Here is an 18891-nt window from a genome sequence, read left to right on the forward strand (position 1 = left end):
CCCCATTCTGCCACTCATGATACGGGCCTTTCGCAAACTCATCGAAGATCAGATCCGCTCGGCCAGTGCCCGGGGACAGCTCTCGGGCCTTGAGGGCGAAGGCAAACCCCTGCCCGACCGCACCGGACAGGAGCTGGTTGACCCCGGCCTTGCGGCGGGATTGCGGGTGATGGCCGAGGCAGGCGCGGTTCCCGAAGAATTCACGCTCAAGAAAGAACTCGACGCAGCCCGGGCAGAATACGCCACCCTGACTGATACAGAGGAGCGCCGCGCCGCCATGGCCCGCATCGCCGATCTGGAACTGCGCTGGGGCATGGCGCGGGATGCGCGCAAATCCTTCTTCCGTTAGCGCAATCGCACACACTGTTAGCGCAACCGTATGACAGGCCAGTTGTTTCTGATCACGGGCACGGTATAGACGGTCTGCAATAGTCCAACAGTATTTGCGGAGATCCCGACCCATGGCGCAAGAGACGTCCACCAAGCAGGAACAGTTTGACCGTATCGCAAAGGGCAAGGGCTTCATTGCAGCTCTGGATCAGTCGGGCGGCTCCACCCCCAAGGCGCTGGCGCTATACGGGGTGATGGAAGACGCCTATTCCAACGACGACGAGATGTTCGACGAAATCCAGAAGATGCGCGCCCGCATCATCACCGCGCCGGATTTCAGCAGCGACAAGATCCTTGGTGCGATCCTGTTTGAAAAGACCATGGACAACGCCATCGACGGCATTCCCGTGCCGGTGTACCTGTGGGAAAAATGCGGCGTCGTGCCCTTTCTGAAGGTGGACAAGGGGCTGGCCGACGAACAGGACGGCGCCCAGATGATGAAACCGATGCCTGATCTGGACGCGCTTCTGGCGCGGGCCGTGGCAGCGGGGATCTTCGGCACCAAGATGCGCTCGGTCATCAAGGAAGCCAACGAAACCGGAATCAAGAATGTGGTCGCCCAGCAGTTCGAAGTGGGCAAGCAGATCGCCGCCGCCGGACTGGTTCCGATCATCGAGCCCGAGGTCGATATCCACTCCGCGACCAAGGCCGAAGCCGAAGCCATCCTGAAGACCGAGCTGAAAGCCGCGCTCGACGCCCTGCCGAGCGGCACCAAGGTTGCGCTGAAGCTGACCATCCCGAATGAAGCCGGTCTTTATGATGATCTGGCCGACCACCCCGAGGTGGTGCGCGTTGTTGCCCTCTCCGGCGGCTACAGCACCGACGATGCCTGCGCGAAACTATCCCAGAACCCCAAGATGATCGCCTCCTTCAGCCGCGCGCTGACCGAAGGTCTGAATGTGTCGATGAGCGATGCGGAGTATAATGCCGCCCTTGGCGCGAATATTTCCAAGATCTATGACGCGTCGCTGTAAGGCGCGCTAACAGCAAAAGATCCGGGCCGCGTCTGATATCAGGCGCGGCCTTTTCCTTTTGTCCCGGATGTGAAATCCTGTTTCTAGTATTGCAGCTCCGGGTAACAGCCACGGGCGTGATGATTTGCAGCAGGAACCATCCAGCGGGATTTACGATGGCACAGAGTGACGACGACAAGATTGATGGCCGTCTGCACGGCGAACAATTTGAACCCGAGGGCGAGGATGGCCTGCTGACACGGCTGATCTACATGCTGATCATCGCCGTCCTGATCTCACTGGCGCAGACGGTGCTAGGCGTGGTGACTGTCATTCAGTTCGTGGTGATGTTGCTCAACAACAAGCAGCCAAACGAACGGCTGGCGGAGTTCGGCACGGACCTTGGCATCTGGGTCGCAAAGGCGGCGCGCTATCAGACCGCCGCCAGCAAGGTCAAACCCTGGCCCTGGACGGATCTGGACTGACAAGGGCGCTCCACCCTATCGCAGGACAAAGACCAGCAGCGCCAACAGGGTCACAATGACCACCGCCCGGATCGCCAGAGCCACCCGGCGCCGCATTGGTCGGTTTCGCAGGAACTCAGCCATAGTCGAACCTTTCTGACAGGATTCGGCCGGATGAGACGCCACATGCGATCAGGTGATCCTCGACCGTATCCATCATGATCGGCGGCCCGCAGAGAACGAACAGCCACTCTGCAAACTCATCATCCGTGAAACTCCCATCCAACAGGTCTGGGCCGATCATCCCGGTCTCCCCCTGCCAGCCCACAGGTGGCTCTGACAGTACCAGAATCGTATCCTCGCGCGGCAGGTCCTCCCTGAACACGATCTGCTCTTCAAGGCGGTTGCCGTAGATCAATCGGACCCGGCGCGAATCCCCGGTCAGGCGCATCTGGTTCAGAATGCTCAGCATCGGTGCGATACCAACGCCGCCCGCGATCAATGCGATCCCTGGCTCTGACCGCCCCTCCACGGACATGCTGCCATAGGGACCATCCAGATAGGCGCGCATACCCGGCTTCACCTGATCCAGAGAGCCAGTGAAATCGCCAAGCTCCTTAATCACGAAAGACACCTCTGCCCCCGCAGCCGGGGCGGAGCTGATCGAGAACGGGTTTTCATCAAGCGAGAAGGCCGAGTGACCAATGCTCAGCCAGGCAAACTGCCCGGCCTTGTAGCGCAGCCCATCGTGCCCTTCCGGCCTCAGGGTCAGGCCCCATTGCCGGGGCGTCAGGCGTTTGATCTTGGCCACCCGCCAGGGCCGCGCCCGCAGCGGCTCAACCACATAGACCCAGACCAGCGACCCCACCGCCACGGCGGTCATCCCACCCCAGAGCCAGACCATGGCAGGGTCAGCACTGTAGCGCCCCGCTGCCAGAGCATGATGCATCAAGGCACCGGCGATCAGCACCGCGCCAACCCCGTGCATCAGGCGCCAGGTCTCGTACTTGTAATCCAGCTGCGTGCGAAAGGCAGCCAGCGCCACCAGTGTGGGCAGCAGCAGGAAGGCGACAATCCCGGTCGACAGGGCGGAAAAATCGGTCGTCACGGTCAAAACCCGCGTCTGGTCCCAGGGCCGTTGCCCGCCGACAAGGCTGCCGCCGTAGAAAAACGGATGCACCAGCGCAAACACCAGCGCCACCCGCGCCATGACCTGATGAAACCGCATGGTCACATCCATACCGATCTCGGACGACACCCGCCTGAACCGGCCAGACAAGACGAATTCGACCAGGATCATGGCATAGGCGAGCATCCCCAGCCCGGTGCCCAGTTCCGCTGCAAAGATTCGCGGCGGAGCCCCAGAGAGCCAAGACACTCCCAGCGGCAGTGTGACCACGAAGATATAAACAAGGATAAGCAGCAGCGGTTTCATGAGTTTTGTCTGATCGGTTTTACTTGGGGCGTCCTTGATCCGTCTCAATATCCCGCAGTGCGATCACTGCCCTGGTGACTTGTGGCCTATTCCGGTTCTTCCCACAGGCGGGCGGTATCGGCCAGAATCGCATCGGCGCGGCTGCGGACCAGTTTGTAGAACACCCAGTTCTTGATCTTCTTGCTGGTCACCAGCCCGGCCTCTTGCAGGACGCGCATATGGTTCGTCACGGTCGGCTGCCTCAGCCCGATCTTTTCGGTGATGAACCCCACACAGACCCCGTCCCTGACCAGATCACCATCCTCCTGCGGCGGGAAATGCTGCTCCGGATCGCTGAGCCAGTGCAGAATCTGCAGCCGGTTCTCATTGGCCAAAGCCTTCAACGCGGTCGCCGTTGACAGCAAATCAGCAGATATATAGTCACTCATCTATATAGATTCTCCGCTATGCAGGTCAGTCATGTCACAGCGCAACCGCTCTTACAACTTTGTCCATTGTGATGTCTTCGCATCCCGCCCCTACTCCGGCAACAGTCTTGCGGTTTTTCCCGACAGTACGGGCCTCAGCGCCGCACAAATGCTGACCATGACGCAAGAGCTGCGCCATTTCGAATCCATCTTCCTGACGGAAACCGAAGGCCGGATCGAAGCGCGGGTCTTTGACCTGAGCGAGGAACTGCCCTTTGCCGGCCATCCGATCATCGGAGCGGCCTGTAGCCTTCATATGCAATGCGGGGCGCCCGGGCAAAAAACCTGGACCTTCGCCCTGCAGGGCGGCCGAACAGTGCGCGTGACCACCATGGCCCGCGCCGGACGCTATTTCGGAACGCTGGATCAGGGACAGCCCGATTTCCTGGGCACCGCGCCGGACGACAGCCGCACCGCCTTCGCCGAAGCCTTCAACCTGTCCACTGGTGACCTGTCGCCCCTGCCGCTTGAAATCATATCGACTGGGTTGAAATACCTGGTGGTCCCCGTGACCGGCGGACTACGTGACGCCCGGATCATGGCTCCTGATCTTGAGGACAGGCTGCGGACCGTTGGCGCCGAATTCGCTTACCTTTTCAACACGGAAACCTTCGAAGGCCGCCACTGGAACAACGACGGTCTGCTTGAGGACGTCGCCACCGGCAGTGCCGCTGGTGTCATCGGCGCCTATGCATTGAAACACGGACTGGCGCAGGCGGACCACACCTTTACCCTGACGCAAGGCCACTACATCGGACGGCCCAGCGCCCTGCTCGTGACCCCCTATGGCACCCCTGATGCCATCAGCCATGTCACCGTTGCGGGCGAGGTTGCCTTTGTAGGAACCGGAGAGATCAGCGCGCCATGATCCCGATCTACACCGCAGAGGATATTCATCCCCATATGTCTGTCGCGGATCTGATCCCCTCCGCGAAACAGGCCTTTCGCGCGCTGTCCGAAGGGACGGCAACAGCGCCTGTGCAGGTGCTCTACCCATCACCGGGCGCAGACATTCATGTGAAATCCGCGACGCTTGCAGGCTGCCGCATTTTCACGGTCAAGATGGCGGGATGGTCGCAGGATCTCGCCAACATCGGCGCACCGCCGTCGAGCGGAATGATCGCGGTGTTCGACAGCCAGACCTGCAGGCCAGTTGCTATCCTGCAAGATGATCATCTGATCTCGGATTACCGGACCGCCGCCGCTGGCGCGGTCGTGGCCGATCTTCTGGTCGCCGACCGGGCGCAACACGCCGTCGTCATCGGCACCGGCACGCAGGCGCGGCTGCAGGTTGAGGCGCTGCTTTTGGTACGTCCCGTGACCTCGGTTCAGGTCTGGGGGCGGGTGCGGGCCAAGGCGCAGGCGCTGGTGGATAAGTTGCAGGCACAATTTGCTGGGGTGCAGTTTGAGGTCGCCGATGATCTGGAACAGGCCGTCCGGTCCTCCGATGTGATCCTGACCGCCACCGGAGCAAAAAAACCGCTGATCCATGCCGATTGGCTCAGCCCCGGCCAACATATCACTTCGGTCGGATCAGACGACGAAACCAAATGCGAAATTGATCCCGTGGCCCTGTCGCAGGCGCAGGTCTTTGTCGATGCGCGCGCGTCAGGCCTGGCTTTTGGCGCGCCGCACCGTGCGATCCGATCCGGACTGATGGCCGCGACAGATCTGACCGAAGTCGGTGCGGCGCTGGAGGCGGGCATCTCCGAAAACCCTGAGCGGACAAGCATCGCCTGCCTGTCCGGGCTCGGGGTTCAGGATCTCACCGCGGTCAATGCCATCTGGCCCAAGCTGTTGCACAAGGCGCCGTTGCCGCCTCAGGGCGCGCCTATCAGTCCTTGAACTGCGGCGGGCGTTTCTGCATCTGCGCCGCAATGGCCTCCATCTGGTTGGGCGTGCCGATCAGGGCCACCTGCTCGCGGCTTTCCTCCATCAGCACTGTGGCCTGATCGGCGGTTTCGGCCACACCGATCAGCCGTTTGGCCGCGCGGATGCCTTCGGGGTTCTTGCCTGCGATCTCTGCCGCCAGCGCCTGCGCAGCGGCAAGGGGATCGTCGGACACTTCGGTCACTAGCCCCCAGTCCAGCGCCTGCGGAGCCTCGAACACTTCGGCGGTATAGGTCAGGCGTCGCAGCACGTCCGAGCGCAACAGCCGGGGCAACAGCGCCATGCCGCCCATATCGGGCACGATACCCCATTTCATCTCCATCACCGAAAACCGCGCATCGGGTGCGGCAATGCGGATATCCGCGCCCAGCGCCAGTTGCAAACCGCCGCCAAAGCAGACGCCCTGCACGGCCGCGATCACCGGCACCGGTACCCGGCGCCAGGCCATCGCGACCTCCTGCACCTCGTTGGCATCGTCAAAACTGCGGGCCATCAGCCACTCTTCGGGATCCATCTGCCCCATCTTGGCAAAGCTCATCAGATCAAGCCCGGCGCAAAACGCCTTACCCTCCCCCGCCAGCACCACGGCCCGCGCCTTGGAGGCTGCAACCTCGTGCCCGGCGGCGATGATCCCCTTGATCATCTCGTCGTCCAGCGCGTTCATCTTGTCCCCGCGCGTCAGCGTCACATGGGCGATGTGGTCTTTGTACTCGACGGATACCCGTGCCATCTGCGGCTCCTCCTGCTTTCGGTTTGCGCCAGACTGCACCGCAACGCCGCCGCGATCCAGACTAACGCCGGGGCAGATTGGACCGAGCCGAACCCGCCTAGGGCCGGATCGGCGGCAGATCCGCAACTGGCAGCCGCGCGAAGCTGTCACTGTCCAGCGTCATCACATAAAGCTGGTCCCCGACAATGCGCCCGCCAGTGGTGATCCCCAGCCCGCCCGCAGGATCCTGAAGGGTGCGTAGAATGTTACCATCCGCATCGAACTGCATGATCATGCCGCGATGGATCGGCGCTGGGCGCACCTTCGGTCCCAGCCGCCACAGCACCTTGCGCAGGAAGGGATAGGGCATCAGCACTTCGGACGGCACGCGCGGGCTTGCAAAGGCCAGCCAGAAGGTGCCATCACCCTGCGCCTCAAGGTTATCCGGATAGCCCGGCAGATTGCCGAGAAACAGTTCCTGCTGCCCGGCGTTGGGACCGGTCAACCACAACCGGTGCACCCGGGCGCGGCCTGTTTCATTGATCAGCAGGAAATCCTCATCCGGCGACAGGGCAACACCGTTGGTATAGACAAACCCGGTGGCGATCTTCTCAACCGTGCCATCAGGTGTGCGGCGGGCCACGTAGCCCGTGTCGGACTGTTCCCAGACGGTCAGCACCGAGGTGGGTTTGGTGCCGCCCATGGTCTCCGCGTCGAACCGGTCCGAGGAATTGGAGAAATAGATCGTGCCATCGCGCGCCACATCCAATTGGTTGGCATAGATCACCGGGGCACCGTCAATCTCGCTCACCAGGGTTTCCAGCGTGCCGGGGCCGTTCCAGCGCATGATGCCACGGAAACTGTCGGCGATATAAAGCGCACCATCCGGCCCGGCCTTCAGCCCCAGCGGCCGCCCGCCCAGCGCCTCCACCAATTCGGGTTGGTCGCCATCAATGCGATAAAGGTTCCCATCCAGATCGGTGGTGTAGACCGTCCCATCCGGCATCACCGCCAGATCTTCGGGACCGATGGCGCCATTGGGCAGGACCACCTTTTGCGCGCCCTCAAGGGCGGTGTTTTCCTCAAACTCTCCGGTAAAACCCGGCCCCTTGGGCGGGTCATAGGACACAGGTTCGACCGGTACCGGCCAGAACAGAAGGTAGGCCAGCCCCAGCGCCAGCACGCCCAGAAAAATGCGCATCGTTAAATTCTCCCAAAACTGGCGCCAGTCTGCGCTGCCCGGGCGCCCTCTGCAAGGCTTGCCACCCGCAGAACCTGCGACATTCGCTGCCGCCATGCCCACTTGATGCGGCGGGCCGGTTCACGTTATCTGCCCGCATGACCACACCTCGTTATACCCCGCTTACCCAGTCCCTGCCTGCAACCGTGCCCTTTGTTGGCCCCGAAACGCAGGAGCGTGAGCGCGGCGCGCCCTTTGCCGCCCGCCTTGGCGCCAATGAGAACATCTTTGGCCCCTCGCCCAAGGCGATTGCCGCGATGCAGGCCGAAGCGGGCGAGATTTGGAAATACGGCGACGCGCAAAGCTATGATCTGCGCATGGAACTCGCGAGGTTCCACGGCGTCGCGCCTGAGAATATTCTGGTCGGCGAAGGCATCGACGGGCTGCTTGGCTATCTGGTACGCCTGCTGGTGACCAGCGGCGATCACGTAGTGACATCGCTGGGCGCCTATCCGACATTTAATTACCACGTCGCGGGCTTTGGCGGCACACTGCATACGGTCCCCTATCGCGACGACCACGAAGATCCCGAGGCCCTGTTTGCCAAGGCGGCGGAGGTCGATGCCAAGCTGGTCTACCTTGCCAACCCCGACAACCCGATGGGCAGCTGGCACAGCGGCGCCGATATCGTTGCCGCACTGGATCACCTGCCAGATGGCTGCCTGCTGTTGCTGGACGAAGCCTATGTGGAATGCGCGCCCGAAGGCACCGCAGCGCCGATCGACATCAACGATACCCGCGTCATCCGCATGCGCACCTTTTCCAAGGCCTATGGCATGGCGGGCGCCCGCGTTGGCTATGCCATGGCGCAGGCGGATCTGATTTCGGCCTTCAACAAGGTGCGCAACCATTTCGGCATGAACCGCATGGCGCAAGCGGGCGCATTGGCGGCGCTGCTAGATCAGGACTGGCTTGCGCATGTGACGAATGAGATCGCAGTGGCCCGGACCCGCATTGGAGAGATCGCCAGTGAGAACGGGCTGACTGCCCTACCCTCGGCCACCAATTTCGTTGCTATTGATTGCGGACAGGACGGAGCCTTTGCCAAGGCGGTACTGGACGGCCTGGTGGATCAGGGTGTTTTTGTGCGCATGCCCTTCGCCGCGCCGCAAAACCGCTGCATCCGCGTAAGCTGTGGTCGGCCCCAGGATCTGGACGCCTTTGCCAAGGCGCTGCCCATCGCGCTGGAGCGCGCCCGACAAGCCTGAGTGAAGGGTATCGCCCAAAACCCTGCGACTGACCGGCCGCAGGGCGCTTTACGCCGCATTCACCGAATTATGTCAGTCTTGAGCCCGAACCACGTCACATCGCGTTTGGGAACTGCACCATGCAACAGGACAAGACCGCACGGAAACGCCCGCATCAGGCGGCAGCGCAGGCACCGGATCTGCTGGAAACCACCCTGCGTTTTGCCGGCATCAACATGCCGTGGATCTTTTTCACCCTCTGGCTGCTCTACGGCATGGTGCCGGTGTTGCTACTGGCCGCGCTGATCAACCACATGATCACGCGCCTCGAGATGAGAACCTGAAACGCGAGCCTGACCTCAGACGGGGACAAGACCCCGCCTGATCAACTTTTTTGGCTCACGCCCTCTCAGGACGCCTGTTGCCCGGCTTCGGACAGAACTGCAGCCGCCGCATCCAGCGCCCCCGCGCCGTGGGGAATATCAAGGGCGCGCAGGCCCGCCTCGATACCACCCAGAAGCCCCATGACCATGTGACCGTTCAGGTGGCCCATATGGCCCAGCCGGAAGAACCCGTGCCATTCCGGGCTGCGCGGCGGCGCCATGCCAAGACCGATCCCCAATGTCAGCCCCAGGGTCTGCTCCAGCCACTCGCGCAGCTGCGTCGCGCGCGATCCGCCCAAACGCAGTGCCGTCACCGCATGAGAACGCAGCGCGGGATCGGTCACGTTCATTGCCATGGGTCCGTCCTGCCCCCAGGCCTCACACGCCGCCCAGATCGCACGGGCCAGCTGCGCATGCCGTGCCCAGACGTTTTCGATACCTTCGGCGTGGATCATGTCGAGCGAGGCCCGCAGCCCATAAAGATGATGGGTCGGCGCGGTGCCGCCGAAATACTGGTAGAACTCTTCCGGGTTGGCGCGCGGGGTCCAGTCCCAGTAGCGGCTGACCCGCGGCATCGCGGCGCGCACCGCAGCGGCCTTGTCGTTGAAGAACACGAAGGCCAGCCCCGCCGGGACCATCAGCCCCTTCTGGCTGCCGGTGACCATGACATCGACGCCCCAGTCGTCCATCTCGAACCGGTCACAGCCCAGCGAGGCGATGCAATCGGCCATCAACAGCGCCGGGTGCTGCTCCGCATCCAGAACTGCGCGCAGGCCGGGTACGTCGTTACGGATCGAACTGGAGGTATCGACATGCACCCCCAGCACCGCCTTGATCTGATGGCTGGTATCCGCCTTCAGCCGCTCGGCCACACGGGCCAGATCCCAGGGCGCATGGTTGCCAAAATCGATGACCTCCACGTCAATGCCCAGCCCCTCAGCCATTTCCGACCAACCGATAGCAAACCGCCCCGAGGACGGGACCAGCACCTTGTCCCCCGGTTGCAGCACATTCGAAAGGGCCGCCTCCCAGGCGCCATGACCGTTGCAGATGTAGATCGCCGCGTGATGCTTCGTGCGCGCCACCCGGCGCAGATCCGGGATCAGTGTCGCGGTCATATCCACCAGCTCACCCGCGTAGATATTGGGTGACGGACGGTGCATCGCCTGCAGCACCTGATCCGGAATAACCGAAGGTCCCGGGATCGCCAGATAGGATCGCCCTGCCGATAGGTTTAAAGTCCCGCTCATTTTTGATCTTCCCTGCAATGGAACCCTGGGCCTGGGGCCGGTTCGCGCTCAAATTTCCGGTACAGTACAATGCGGCAGAGGAAGGTCAATTCCACAATGGGTGCAGCGCAACGGGACTGCCCATCAACCGGGCATGGCGCAAAGCTTGCGCCTAAAGCCTCAGCTGCTTAAATGGCCCGGGTCAAAAACAGAAAGCGCCGCATGACCCGCACATCCTGCAAATACACCAGCCGGAACCGTCCTGCATGACCCGCAAACACACCTCGTCGAAAGAGCTGATCATCTGGCTGTGGCGCGGTTATCTGCGCCATTACATGGGCCTGCTGGGCCTTGCGGTGGTCTTTATGCTGATCGAAGGCGGCACTGTTGGTGCGCTCAGCTACATGATGCAGCCGATGTTCGATCTGGTCTTTGTCGCCGGAAATTCCGACGCCCTGTTCTGGGTCAGCCTGGCCTTTCTGATCATCTTCTCGCTGCGCGGTGTCGCCAGCGTCTGCCAGAAGGTCATTCTGTCGAAGATCTCGCAGACCTCGGCTGCGCATATGCGCAAGGACATGCTGGACCGGCTGATCCGTCAGGATCCAGCCTTTCACCAGGTGCACCCGCCGGGCTTCCTGATCCAGCGTGTTCAAAGCGACGTCATGGCGATCAATCAGGTCTGGCAAGCGCTGATCACCGGTGCGGGGCGCGACATGGCACAGATGGTGGCCGTCCTTGGCGTTGCCATCAGCGTCGACTGGCGCTGGACCGCGATCATGCTGATCGGCCTGCCCCTGTTGTTGCTGCCGATCTCGGCACTGCAACGCTATGTCCGCAAGAAAGCCGCCACCGCGCGCGATCTTGGTGCTTCGCTGGCGACGCGGCTGGACGAGATTTTCCACGGCATCGTGCCGATCAAGCTGAACAGCCTGGAACAGTATCAGGCGCGCCGGTTCAGCACCCATATGGACCAATTCGTACGCTCCGAAGTGCGTGCCTCTTTTGGCACCGCCTCGATCACCGGCATGATCGATATCATGGCCGGTCTCGGTGTCATGGGCGTAGTTCTTTATGGCGGCCAGGAAATCATCACCGGCGAAAAGACTGTCGGCCAGTTCATGAGCTTCTTCACCGCCATCGGTCTGGCCTTTGACCCGATGCGCCGCCTCGCCTCGATCAGCGGCACCTGGCAAAGCGCCGCCGCCGCGATGGAGCGCATCAAGGAGTTACTGGACGCGCCGATCAAGCTGCTGCCGCCGGTGAAACCCGTGGCCGCGCCAAAGGGCCTGCCCGAGGTGCGTTTGGATCACGTCACGCTGAACTATGGTGACACCACGATCCTGAAGGACCTGTCTCTGATCGCCGAGCCGGGCAAGACCACGGCGCTTGTCGGGGCCTCGGGCGCCGGTAAATCCACCATTTTCAACCTGCTGACAAGGCTGGTCGATCCGCAATCCGGACTGGTCACGATTGGCGGCACCCCGGTGGGCGATCTCGCCTTCGAGGACCTGCGCGGCCTATTCTCGGTGGTCTCGCAAGAGGCGCTGCTGTTTGATGAAACCCTGCGGGAAAACATCCTTCTGGGACGCACGGATGTCAGCGAGGAGCGCCTGAAAGAAGTTCTGGACGCCGCCCATGTGTCCGACTTCCTGCCCAAGCTGGCCAATGGTCTTGAGACTCTTGTTGGCCCGCGCGGCTCTGCCTTGTCGGGGGGACAGCGGCAGCGGGTGGTGATCGCGCGCGCCCTGCTACGCGACACGCCAGTGCTGCTGCTAGACGAGGCGACCTCGGCGCTGGACGCGCAATCGGAAAAGGTCGTGCAGCAGGCGCTGGACCGGCTGTCGGGCGGGCGCACCACGCTGGTCATCGCCCACCGCCTGTCCACCATCCGCAACGCGGACAAGATCGTGGTGATGGAGCGCGGCGAGGTGATGGATCAGGGCACCCATGCCGAGCTGCTGGAGCGCGGTGGGATCTACGCCGATCTCTATCGCCTGCAATTCCAGGACGGCAAGACGCTGGTAGAACGCGAAGACCTCAATATGGCGCAGCCTCTGGCGGCGCAGCAGTCTGCGGATCAATCCGGCCTGTTCCGGCGTGTCTGGCGCCGGGTCTTCCGGTAAAGAAGCAGAGGGTTATTTGCGGTAGGCCCGCGCCAGCCGCTCTGGGCTGACGCCAAGGGCATAGCGCGTGAGCGTCCAGAGATTGCGGGCGCCACGCCGCAGCCAGCCGTCGCGCTCATATCGTGCGGCCGAGGTCTGCGCCCGCACCGGGATCTCAACAAGGCCCTTCAGACGCAGCGCCAGAGCGACATCCTCCATCAGGGGCTGATCGGGGTAGCCTCCGGCCGCCTGATAATCGCTGCGGCGCACAAGCAAACCCTGATCGCCATAAGGCAGACCAAACAGACGCGCCCGCAGATTCGCCCAGCCTGCCACCAGCGCGGGGCGCAGCCCACGGGCCCGAAACGCAAGGCGGAAATACCCCGGCCTGCCTTCGCCCTGCTCCAGATGGCGGGACACCTCATCACTCCAGCCCGCGGACAGTCGGGTATCGGCGTGCAGCATCAGCAGCCAGTCGCCTTGTGCCGCTTCGCAGCCCCGGCGCAGCTGTCCGCCCCGCGACGGCGCGCCGCTCAGCAGTTCGGCACCGACCTCTTCGGCGATGGTGGCCGTGTGATCCTGCGATCCGCCATCCGAGATCACCAACTCCCGGATCAGTCCTGAGGCCAACCCCTCCATCAGCGCCTCAAGGCAGCCGGGCAGTTCCGCCTCGGAATTGAGTGTCGGGATCACGATACTGATCGGAGCGGGCATGGGCAGTTTCCTGTTCAACTCGGCTGTGATTTCTATATCACTTGCTGAAACAAGAACATGGTGATCTGCTGATCCGCCCCCATCAACTGGAGAACAGACATGAGTGCCCGCACAATTCTTCGCCTGTCCGGCCCCGACACCCGTGACTTCCTGCAGGGGCTGGTCACCAACGATGTCGCAAAACTGGACCAGAACGTGCTGGTCTATGCCGCGATGCTGACGCCGCAGGGCAAATATTTGGCCGATTTCTTTCTGGCCCCTGACGGTGCAGATGTGTTGCTGGATGTAGACGCGGATCTGGCCGAAGGGCTGATGAAACGCCTGTCGATGTACCGCCTGCGTGCAGATGTTCAGATCGAGGTCACGGATCTGCAGGTGCGCCGAGGCACCGGCCCCGCCCCCGAAGGCGCCTTTTCCGATCCGCGCCACCCGGATATGGGCTGGCGCCTTTATGGCGCCGAGGGCGGCGATGACGGCAGCGACTGGGATGCGCTGCGCATCGCCCATTGCATACCCGAAAGCGGCGTCGAACTGACGCCGGACAGCTATATCCTTGAGGCCGGGTTCGAGGCGCTGAACGGGGTCGATTTCCGCAAAGGCTGCTATGTCGGGCAAGAGGTGACCGCCCGGATGAAACACAAGACCGAGCTGCGTAAGGGGCTGCAGATCGTGGAAATCGAAGGGTCTGCCCCCGTGGGCACCGATATCACCGCCGGAGACAAGGCCGCAGGCACCCTTTTCACGCAAAGCGGTGGCAAGGCAATTGCCTATCTGCGCTATGACCGTGCCAGGGACAAAGACTTGCAGGCGGGCGAGGCCCGGCTCTCCTGGTCCGAATAGGCGGCCCTATAGCACGCAAGCCTCATTTAACCTGTTGGGTTTAGATACTCAGACGTCGGCATGTTATGGCGGCGACGGTATCACTGAGGGAATTCATCACATGCGCGCGATTTTTCTGCTGGCCCTGACCAGCCTGCCCTTGCAGGCAGGTGCAGCCGATTACTGGGAATACAAGGACTGGCGCGTTTGGAGCGAACAGATCGACACTGGCGAAGACCTGCGCCGCACCTGTGCGGCCTCAACCGGCGGCGATGGCGACCCGGTGCTGCGCCTTGAGGTGTCGGACGGCGATGCCGGTCCGCCGGATTTCTATCCATACCCGGTGATCAGCGAAACCGCGCCGCGCCATTACACCACGCAGATGCAGGACGGTCAGGTCATCCAGTTCCGCGTCGACACCGGCACCATCTTTTCCGGCGCCGCCTTCGTCACGCTCACGAATGAAGGTCTTGCGCATGCCGAGGCCGCGATCAACCTGCCCAACAACCGGCCGATCCTGAAGGCCATGAAAAAGGGCAGCAGCATGGTGATCGAGGCGGGTGGACGCACCATCTTCCGCGCCTCTCTCGCCGGGTTCACGGCGGCCTATGGCAAGATGATGGATGTCTGCGGCTTCAGCCTGTCGCTCGACTGACCGCAAAGAACGCAAAAACGTTATGCAAAAGAAAACCCCGCGCAGGACTGCGCGGGGCATTATAGCGTCAATGCAGCAGGGCCGGATCAGGCGCGCTCGGAGTATTCCATGGTTTCGGTGTTCACCACGATCATCTCGTCCTGACCGACGAAGGGCGGCACCATGACTTTGACACCATTATCAAGGATCGCAGGCTTGAAGGAATTCGCAGCCGTCTGGCCTTTTACAACCGGCTCGGTTTCGACGATCTTGCAGGTGACCTTCTGCGGCACGGTGGCGTTCAGAGCTTCGGACTCGTAGAACTCGACAACGATGGTCATGCCATCCTGCAGGAACGGCCGACGATCACCCAGCAGATCGGCGGGCAGTTCGATCTGCTCATAAGTCTCGGTGTCCATGAACACGAGCATTCCGTCGTTTTCATACAGGAATTGCTGGTCTTTCTGCTCAAGGCGCACACGTTCGACCTTGTCGGCGCTGCGGAACCGCTCGTTCAGCTTGGAGCCGTTACGCAGGTTGCGCAGTTCGACCTGAGCAAAGGCGCCGCCCTTGCCGGGTTTGACGTGATCGACCTTCACAGCGGCCCACAGACCGTCGTTGTGCTCCAGAACATTGCCAGGGCGGATTTCGTTACCGTTGATCTTGGGCATCGGAAAAATCCCTCTCGGGTGGTTGATGAACTCTTAACTGCCCCTATATCTGGCGTGGACTCGGCTGGCAAGACAACGATATCTCGTGGGCACCCCCGGCAAGCTATGCACAAATCGCATGAAAGCTATGCATCTACGGGCTATCCGAATCGTCATAGTTCCGTCATAAGGAGCGCCACGCCGAAATTGCAATAGCAAGAACAACAAAGGAAACGGGATGCGAGATTTCGTTGACGGCACCGCTTACAATAACGAGCAAGGCAACCGCGCACGCAAACTTTTTGCCGCCGTGGTGCTGGCCGCATTGGACGACGCCATCGCTGACGACAAGAAATACGGGAACGGCCCCGAGCAGATCGCGCGGTGGGCGCGCTCTCGCGATGGCCGTGAAGTCCTTTCCTGCGCCGGGATCGACCCGAACGAGCGCGTGGTCGAAGGGCTGATGGAATTCGTCGGTCGTGGCGTGCGGACTTCGGTCGCACTGTCGCGTGAAGAAAGCGAGCGCCGCAATGCTGCACAGGCCGAAGCTGCCTGATCTAAGCTGCCATTGAGACACAGAAAAGCGCGTCCTGGGGGGCGCGTTTTTCTTTTGTGGCTCCGCTTTTTTCGCCTGCGCTTTCCGTACACCTCCTGTGCACCTGGTGTGCACCTCCTGCCCCCCAATATCTTCGCACAGCTTCCGCAGGCCCCTGCCCGGCCATCCGATCAGGCAATGCTTTCGATTGCCGTTGACCTGCGCCCGCCCACATTGCAACTGTCTGCGCGAACAAGAGTGAGCAGCAAGGCAGGCGCATGACGGCACGGGCACTGATGATCCAAGGCACCGGCAGCAATGTCGGAAAATCGCTTCTGGTCGCGGGGCTGGCGCGCGCCTATACGCGGCGCGGCCTGCGGGTGGCGCCGTTCAAACCGCAGAACATGTCGAACAACGCGGCTGTCACCCCCGAAGGTGGCGAAATTGGCCGCGCGCAGGCGCTGCAAGCCCGCGCTGCCATGCGCGCGCCGCATACGGATATGAACCCGGTGCTGCTGAAGCCCGAAACCGATACCGGCGCTCAGATCATCGTCCAGGGAAAACGGCGCGGAACCCAGGGCGCCGGATCCTTCATGCGCGATAAATCGGGGCTGCTGGAGGCTGTATTGGACAGCTATTACCGCCTGGCCGTTGACGCTGATCTGGTGTTGATCGAAGGGGCCGGTTCTCCGGCGGAAACCAACCTGCGTCCGCGCGACATCGCCAATATGGGTTTTGCCTGCGCGGCAGAGGTGCCGGTGGTGCTGGTAGGTGACATTCACCGCGGCGGCGTCATCGCGCAGATCGTCGGTACCCAGGCGGTGCTGGACCCTGCGGATCTGGAACGCATCGTCGGCTTTGCCGTGAACAGGTTCCGCGGCGATCTGAGCCTGTTTGACGGCGGGCGCGACGACATCGTGGCCCGCACCGGCTGGCCTTCGCTGGGCATTGTCCCCTGGTTCTGGGACGCCTGGAAACTGCCAGCCGAGGATATGATGGACATCGCCTCCCGCGCGGGTGGGGCCTGCAAGGTGGTGGTGCCACAGCTGGAGCGGATGGCGAATTTCGATGATCTGGATCCGCTGGCCGCCGAACCGGATGTGACGGTCGAGATCGTGCCCCCCGGGCGCGCCCTGCCCGGCGATGCGGATCTGGTACTGATCCCCGGCAGCAAATCCACGATTGGCGATCTCGCCTTCCTGCGCGCCCAAGGCTGGGACATCGACATCCTTGCCCACCACCGGCGCGGTGGTCATGTGCTGGGTCTTTGTGGCGGCTATCAGATGCTCGGCCAGACCATCGATGATCCGAAGGGGGTCGACGGTCGCCCCGGGAAGGAGGCCGGGCTTGGCCTGCTGGACGTGCATACAACCATGGTGGGCGACAAGCGCGTGACCCTGACCGAGGCCACCACGCGGGACGGTAACCTGCCGGTCTCTGGCTACGAGATCCACATGGGACGCACCAGTGGCCCCGATACAGACCGCGCCTGGCTCAGCGTCGATGGCCGGGCCGAGGGCGCGGCGTCACCAGATGGACGCGTGCGCGGTTCTTATCTGCATGGGTTGTTTAGTTCTGACGCCTTCCGCGCTGCCTTTCTGGCCGATCTGGGGCACGAAAGCCGCACCTCCTACGAGGATGGCGTTGATGCCGCTCTGGATGACCTCGCGACGCATCTGGAGCGCTACATGGATCTTGATCAACTGCTTCAGCTGTCACAGCCCGTCAGCGCCCGCACATAGGCGCAGCAGCCCGCGCCAGAGCGCGACCGCGCCGTGCGCAGCGCTGCGCCCGGCCCAACGGGAGAGGGAATTGAAAAATGCCCGATCCGGGCGGGAGCGCTCTGCCCTGATGTTCGGCTTGCGCGCCACTTACACGGGACATGACCTTAACTCAGGAGGCAACCAATGCCACCTAATGCCGTAGCGCAGGAGGTCAGAGCAGGTCTTGTGCTGCCAGCGCCCGGTGGATTTCACGGCGCACCAGTTTACGGACGTTGCGGGTGATGCGCTCACCAAGCGCGCCCTGCAATTCTTCGCGAACGATCTCGGCCACCAACTCGCGCAGGCTGTCTTCGTCCAGATAGCTGTCCTCTTCGGTCAGCGCGTCCAGCGTCTCGGCTGTGATGGCCTCTTCGGCAATGCCGCGTGCTGGGTCTACAAAATCAGCTTCGGTCCCAAAGTCGGCATCTTCACCAGCAGCTTCTGCAGTCGCGCTGTCAGGCCAGGACACAACTTCTTCATGCTGTTCAGCGATCTCCTCAGGAGGCAGATCCTCGTCGTGATGATCCTGCCACTGCAGCGTTTCGACATTGGTACCTGCATAGGGATCGCTGGACCTGCCGTCTGGCTCCCATTGCTCTTCGGAGCGCGCAACCTTGGCTTCTAGCTCAGTAATTTTCTGCACAACGGCGAACACCCGGTCAGCTGGGTCAGTCTCTTCCAGCATTGCATCGGACAGGGAGGCTTCAGACTCCGCCTCTACCTCATCAGAAGCATCCTGAAAGCCTTCAACTCCGGTTACGCCCGCCGCTTGATAGAGGGTCGCCCAGGGATCTTTCCAGGGCGCATCTTCCCCCGCATCAGTGGCATCCTCATCGGAAGTGCTCTGGGCTTCCTCTGCCGGTGTTTCTTCTGCCAGTTCAACGGCCTGCCCCACCGCCCCTGCGGCTGTCTCATCAAAGACCACCGAGGCGAGGTCTGTATCGACGTCCACTGCGGGGATCAAACTGGCGCTGCTGTCGGTAACCTCAGGGGGTACCTCTCGCGCATATGCTGTATCGATAGGGTCGGCCGCCTCTGGCTTGGCCTCTGACACCCGTAGCGCAGGCGTCAGCACAAGTCGCGTCGCCGCCTTCTCGGACCGTGGTTCGGCTGGCTCCGGTGACGCAGGCTCCGCAGACCCGGTGACCCGGGCAGCCCCTTTTCTGTCGTCTTCACTCACGAGACGACGGATAGAGGACAGGACATCTTCGATTTCTGCCTGCGTTACAGGTTCGGACATAATAATCAGCACCACTTTAGCCAGTGACACAACTGTAGCCGCCGAACGGCGGCCACACAACAATTAGGGTAAATTTTCAGTTGTTCC

Annotated in this window: 20 protein-coding genes; 12 read left to right on the forward strand and 8 right to left on the reverse strand. The window is 62.1% G+C overall.

Annotated features, from left to right (window positions below):
* Positions 1 to 16: 16 nt before the first annotated feature.
* The 3 genes from JL2886_RS04245 to JL2886_RS04255 all read left to right on the forward strand — a co-directional run bounded on the left by JL2886_RS04245 (position 17) and on the right by JL2886_RS04255 (position 1828).
* Positions 17 to 349: a DUF1992 domain-containing protein gene (locus JL2886_RS04245; protein WP_065270875.1), complete on the forward strand. Its 333-nt coding sequence runs from the start codon at positions 17 to 19 to the stop codon at positions 347 to 349.
* Between the two features lie 112 nt (positions 350 to 461).
* On the forward strand, positions 462 to 1364 hold the full coding sequence (locus JL2886_RS04250; RefSeq protein WP_065270876.1) for a fructose bisphosphate aldolase: 903 nt from the start codon (positions 462 to 464) through the stop codon (positions 1362 to 1364).
* Between the two features lie 155 nt (positions 1365 to 1519).
* Positions 1520 to 1828 carry a DUF4389 domain-containing protein gene (locus JL2886_RS04255; RefSeq protein ID WP_065270877.1) on the forward strand — a complete coding sequence of 103 codons (309 nt, stop codon included), beginning with the start codon at positions 1520 to 1522 and terminating at the stop codon, positions 1826 to 1828.
* A 115-nt stretch (positions 1829 to 1943) separates the two neighbouring features.
* Here the strand turns inward: JL2886_RS04255 and JL2886_RS04260 are convergent, their stop codons facing one another.
* Together JL2886_RS04260 and JL2886_RS04265 are read right to left on the reverse strand one after the other, a co-directional pair.
* Positions 1944 to 3242, reverse strand: a complete 1299-nt coding sequence (locus JL2886_RS04260; RefSeq protein WP_065270878.1) for a ferric reductase-like transmembrane domain-containing protein — start codon at positions 3240 to 3242, stop codon at positions 1944 to 1946.
* A gap of 86 nt (positions 3243 to 3328) precedes the next feature.
* The gene (locus JL2886_RS04265; protein ID WP_065270879.1) at positions 3329 to 3670 is read right to left on the reverse strand and encodes an ArsR/SmtB family transcription factor; all 342 of its coding nucleotides are present in this window, start codon (positions 3668 to 3670) and stop codon (positions 3329 to 3331) included.
* A gap of 31 nt (positions 3671 to 3701) precedes the next feature.
* Between JL2886_RS04265 and JL2886_RS04270 the strand changes: the two genes are divergently transcribed.
* Together JL2886_RS04270 and JL2886_RS04275 are read left to right on the forward strand one after the other, a co-directional pair.
* Positions 3702 to 4577, forward strand: a complete 876-nt coding sequence (locus JL2886_RS04270; protein ID WP_065270880.1) for a PhzF family phenazine biosynthesis protein — start codon at positions 3702 to 3704, stop codon at positions 4575 to 4577.
* The gene (locus tag JL2886_RS04275; RefSeq protein WP_065270881.1) at positions 4574 to 5554 is read left to right on the forward strand and encodes an ornithine cyclodeaminase family protein; all 981 of its coding nucleotides are present in this window, start codon (positions 4574 to 4576) and stop codon (positions 5552 to 5554) included. Before JL2886_RS04270 ends, JL2886_RS04275 begins: the two co-directional genes overlap by 4 nt.
* On the opposite strand, the gene JL2886_RS04280 is transcribed toward JL2886_RS04275, so the two are convergent.
* Positions 5544 to 6329, reverse strand: coding sequence for a crotonase/enoyl-CoA hydratase family protein (locus tag JL2886_RS04280; RefSeq protein WP_065273525.1), 786 nt, complete (start codon positions 6327 to 6329; stop codon positions 5544 to 5546). The genes JL2886_RS04275 and JL2886_RS04280 overlap by 11 nt on opposite strands.
* Before the next feature lie 97 nt (positions 6330 to 6426).
* Positions 6427 to 7509: an SMP-30/gluconolactonase/LRE family protein gene (locus JL2886_RS04285; protein ID WP_065270882.1), complete on the reverse strand. Its 1083-nt coding sequence runs from the start codon at positions 7507 to 7509 to the stop codon at positions 6427 to 6429.
* A 137-nt stretch (positions 7510 to 7646) separates the two neighbouring features.
* Here JL2886_RS04285 and JL2886_RS04290 point away from each other — a divergent pair, with 137 nt between their 5' ends.
* Together JL2886_RS04290 and JL2886_RS04295 are read left to right on the forward strand one after the other, a co-directional pair.
* Positions 7647 to 8756, forward strand: coding sequence for a pyridoxal phosphate-dependent aminotransferase (locus tag JL2886_RS04290; protein ID WP_065270883.1), 1110 nt, complete (start codon positions 7647 to 7649; stop codon positions 8754 to 8756).
* A 119-nt stretch (positions 8757 to 8875) separates the two neighbouring features.
* Positions 8876 to 9079 (forward strand): histidinol phosphate aminotransferase, encoded by a 204-nt coding sequence (locus tag JL2886_RS04295; RefSeq protein WP_065270884.1) that lies wholly within the window; start codon positions 8876 to 8878, stop codon positions 9077 to 9079.
* Between the two features lie 65 nt (positions 9080 to 9144).
* Here JL2886_RS04295 and JL2886_RS04300 read toward each other — a convergent pair whose 3' ends face one another.
* On the reverse strand, positions 9145 to 10368 hold the full coding sequence (locus JL2886_RS04300) for a pyridoxal-phosphate-dependent aminotransferase family protein (RefSeq protein ID WP_065270885.1): 1224 nt from the start codon (positions 10366 to 10368) through the stop codon (positions 9145 to 9147).
* Positions 10369 to 10613: 245 nt separating this feature from the next.
* On the opposite strand from JL2886_RS04300, the gene JL2886_RS04305 reads away from it, so the two are divergent.
* Positions 10614 to 12470, forward strand: coding sequence for an ABC transporter ATP-binding protein (locus JL2886_RS04305; protein WP_065270886.1), 1857 nt, complete (start codon positions 10614 to 10616; stop codon positions 12468 to 12470).
* Positions 12471 to 12482: 12 nt separating this feature from the next.
* Here the strand turns inward: JL2886_RS04305 and JL2886_RS04310 are convergent, their stop codons facing one another.
* Complete coding sequence (locus tag JL2886_RS04310; RefSeq protein WP_065270887.1) at positions 12483 to 13163, reverse strand: TIGR04283 family arsenosugar biosynthesis glycosyltransferase; 681 nt, start codon at positions 13161 to 13163, stop codon at positions 12483 to 12485.
* Positions 13164 to 13262: 99 nt separating this feature from the next.
* Between JL2886_RS04310 and JL2886_RS04315 the strand changes: the two genes are divergently transcribed.
* Positions 13263 to 14003 carry a YgfZ/GcvT domain-containing protein gene (locus tag JL2886_RS04315; protein WP_065270888.1) on the forward strand — a complete coding sequence of 247 codons (741 nt, stop codon included), beginning with the start codon at positions 13263 to 13265 and terminating at the stop codon, positions 14001 to 14003.
* 100 nt (positions 14004 to 14103) lie between these two features.
* Positions 14104 to 14637, forward strand: a complete 534-nt coding sequence (locus JL2886_RS04320) for a hypothetical protein (protein ID WP_065270889.1) — start codon at positions 14104 to 14106, stop codon at positions 14635 to 14637.
* 86 nt (positions 14638 to 14723) lie between these two features.
* Here JL2886_RS04320 and efp read toward each other — a convergent pair whose 3' ends face one another.
* Positions 14724 to 15287, reverse strand: coding sequence for an elongation factor P (gene efp / locus JL2886_RS04325; RefSeq protein WP_065270890.1), 564 nt, complete (start codon positions 15285 to 15287; stop codon positions 14724 to 14726).
* A gap of 217 nt (positions 15288 to 15504) precedes the next feature.
* Between efp and JL2886_RS04330 the strand changes: the two genes are divergently transcribed.
* The gene (locus tag JL2886_RS04330; protein WP_065270891.1) at positions 15505 to 15822 is read left to right on the forward strand and encodes a DUF6280 family protein; all 318 of its coding nucleotides are present in this window, start codon (positions 15505 to 15507) and stop codon (positions 15820 to 15822) included.
* A gap of 257 nt (positions 15823 to 16079) precedes the next feature.
* Positions 16080 to 17543, forward strand: coding sequence for a cobyric acid synthase (locus JL2886_RS04335; RefSeq protein WP_065270892.1), 1464 nt, complete (start codon positions 16080 to 16082; stop codon positions 17541 to 17543).
* A 193-nt stretch (positions 17544 to 17736) separates the two neighbouring features.
* On the opposite strand, the gene JL2886_RS04340 is transcribed toward JL2886_RS04335, so the two are convergent.
* The gene (locus JL2886_RS04340) at positions 17737 to 18804 is read right to left on the reverse strand and encodes a hypothetical protein (RefSeq protein WP_133245389.1); all 1068 of its coding nucleotides are present in this window, start codon (positions 18802 to 18804) and stop codon (positions 17737 to 17739) included.
* Positions 18805 to 18891 lie beyond the last annotated feature (87 nt).

This window comes from Phaeobacter gallaeciensis, from assembly GCF_001678945.1.
GTDB lineage: Bacteria > Pseudomonadota > Alphaproteobacteria > Rhodobacterales > Rhodobacteraceae > Phycobacter > Phycobacter gallaeciensis_A.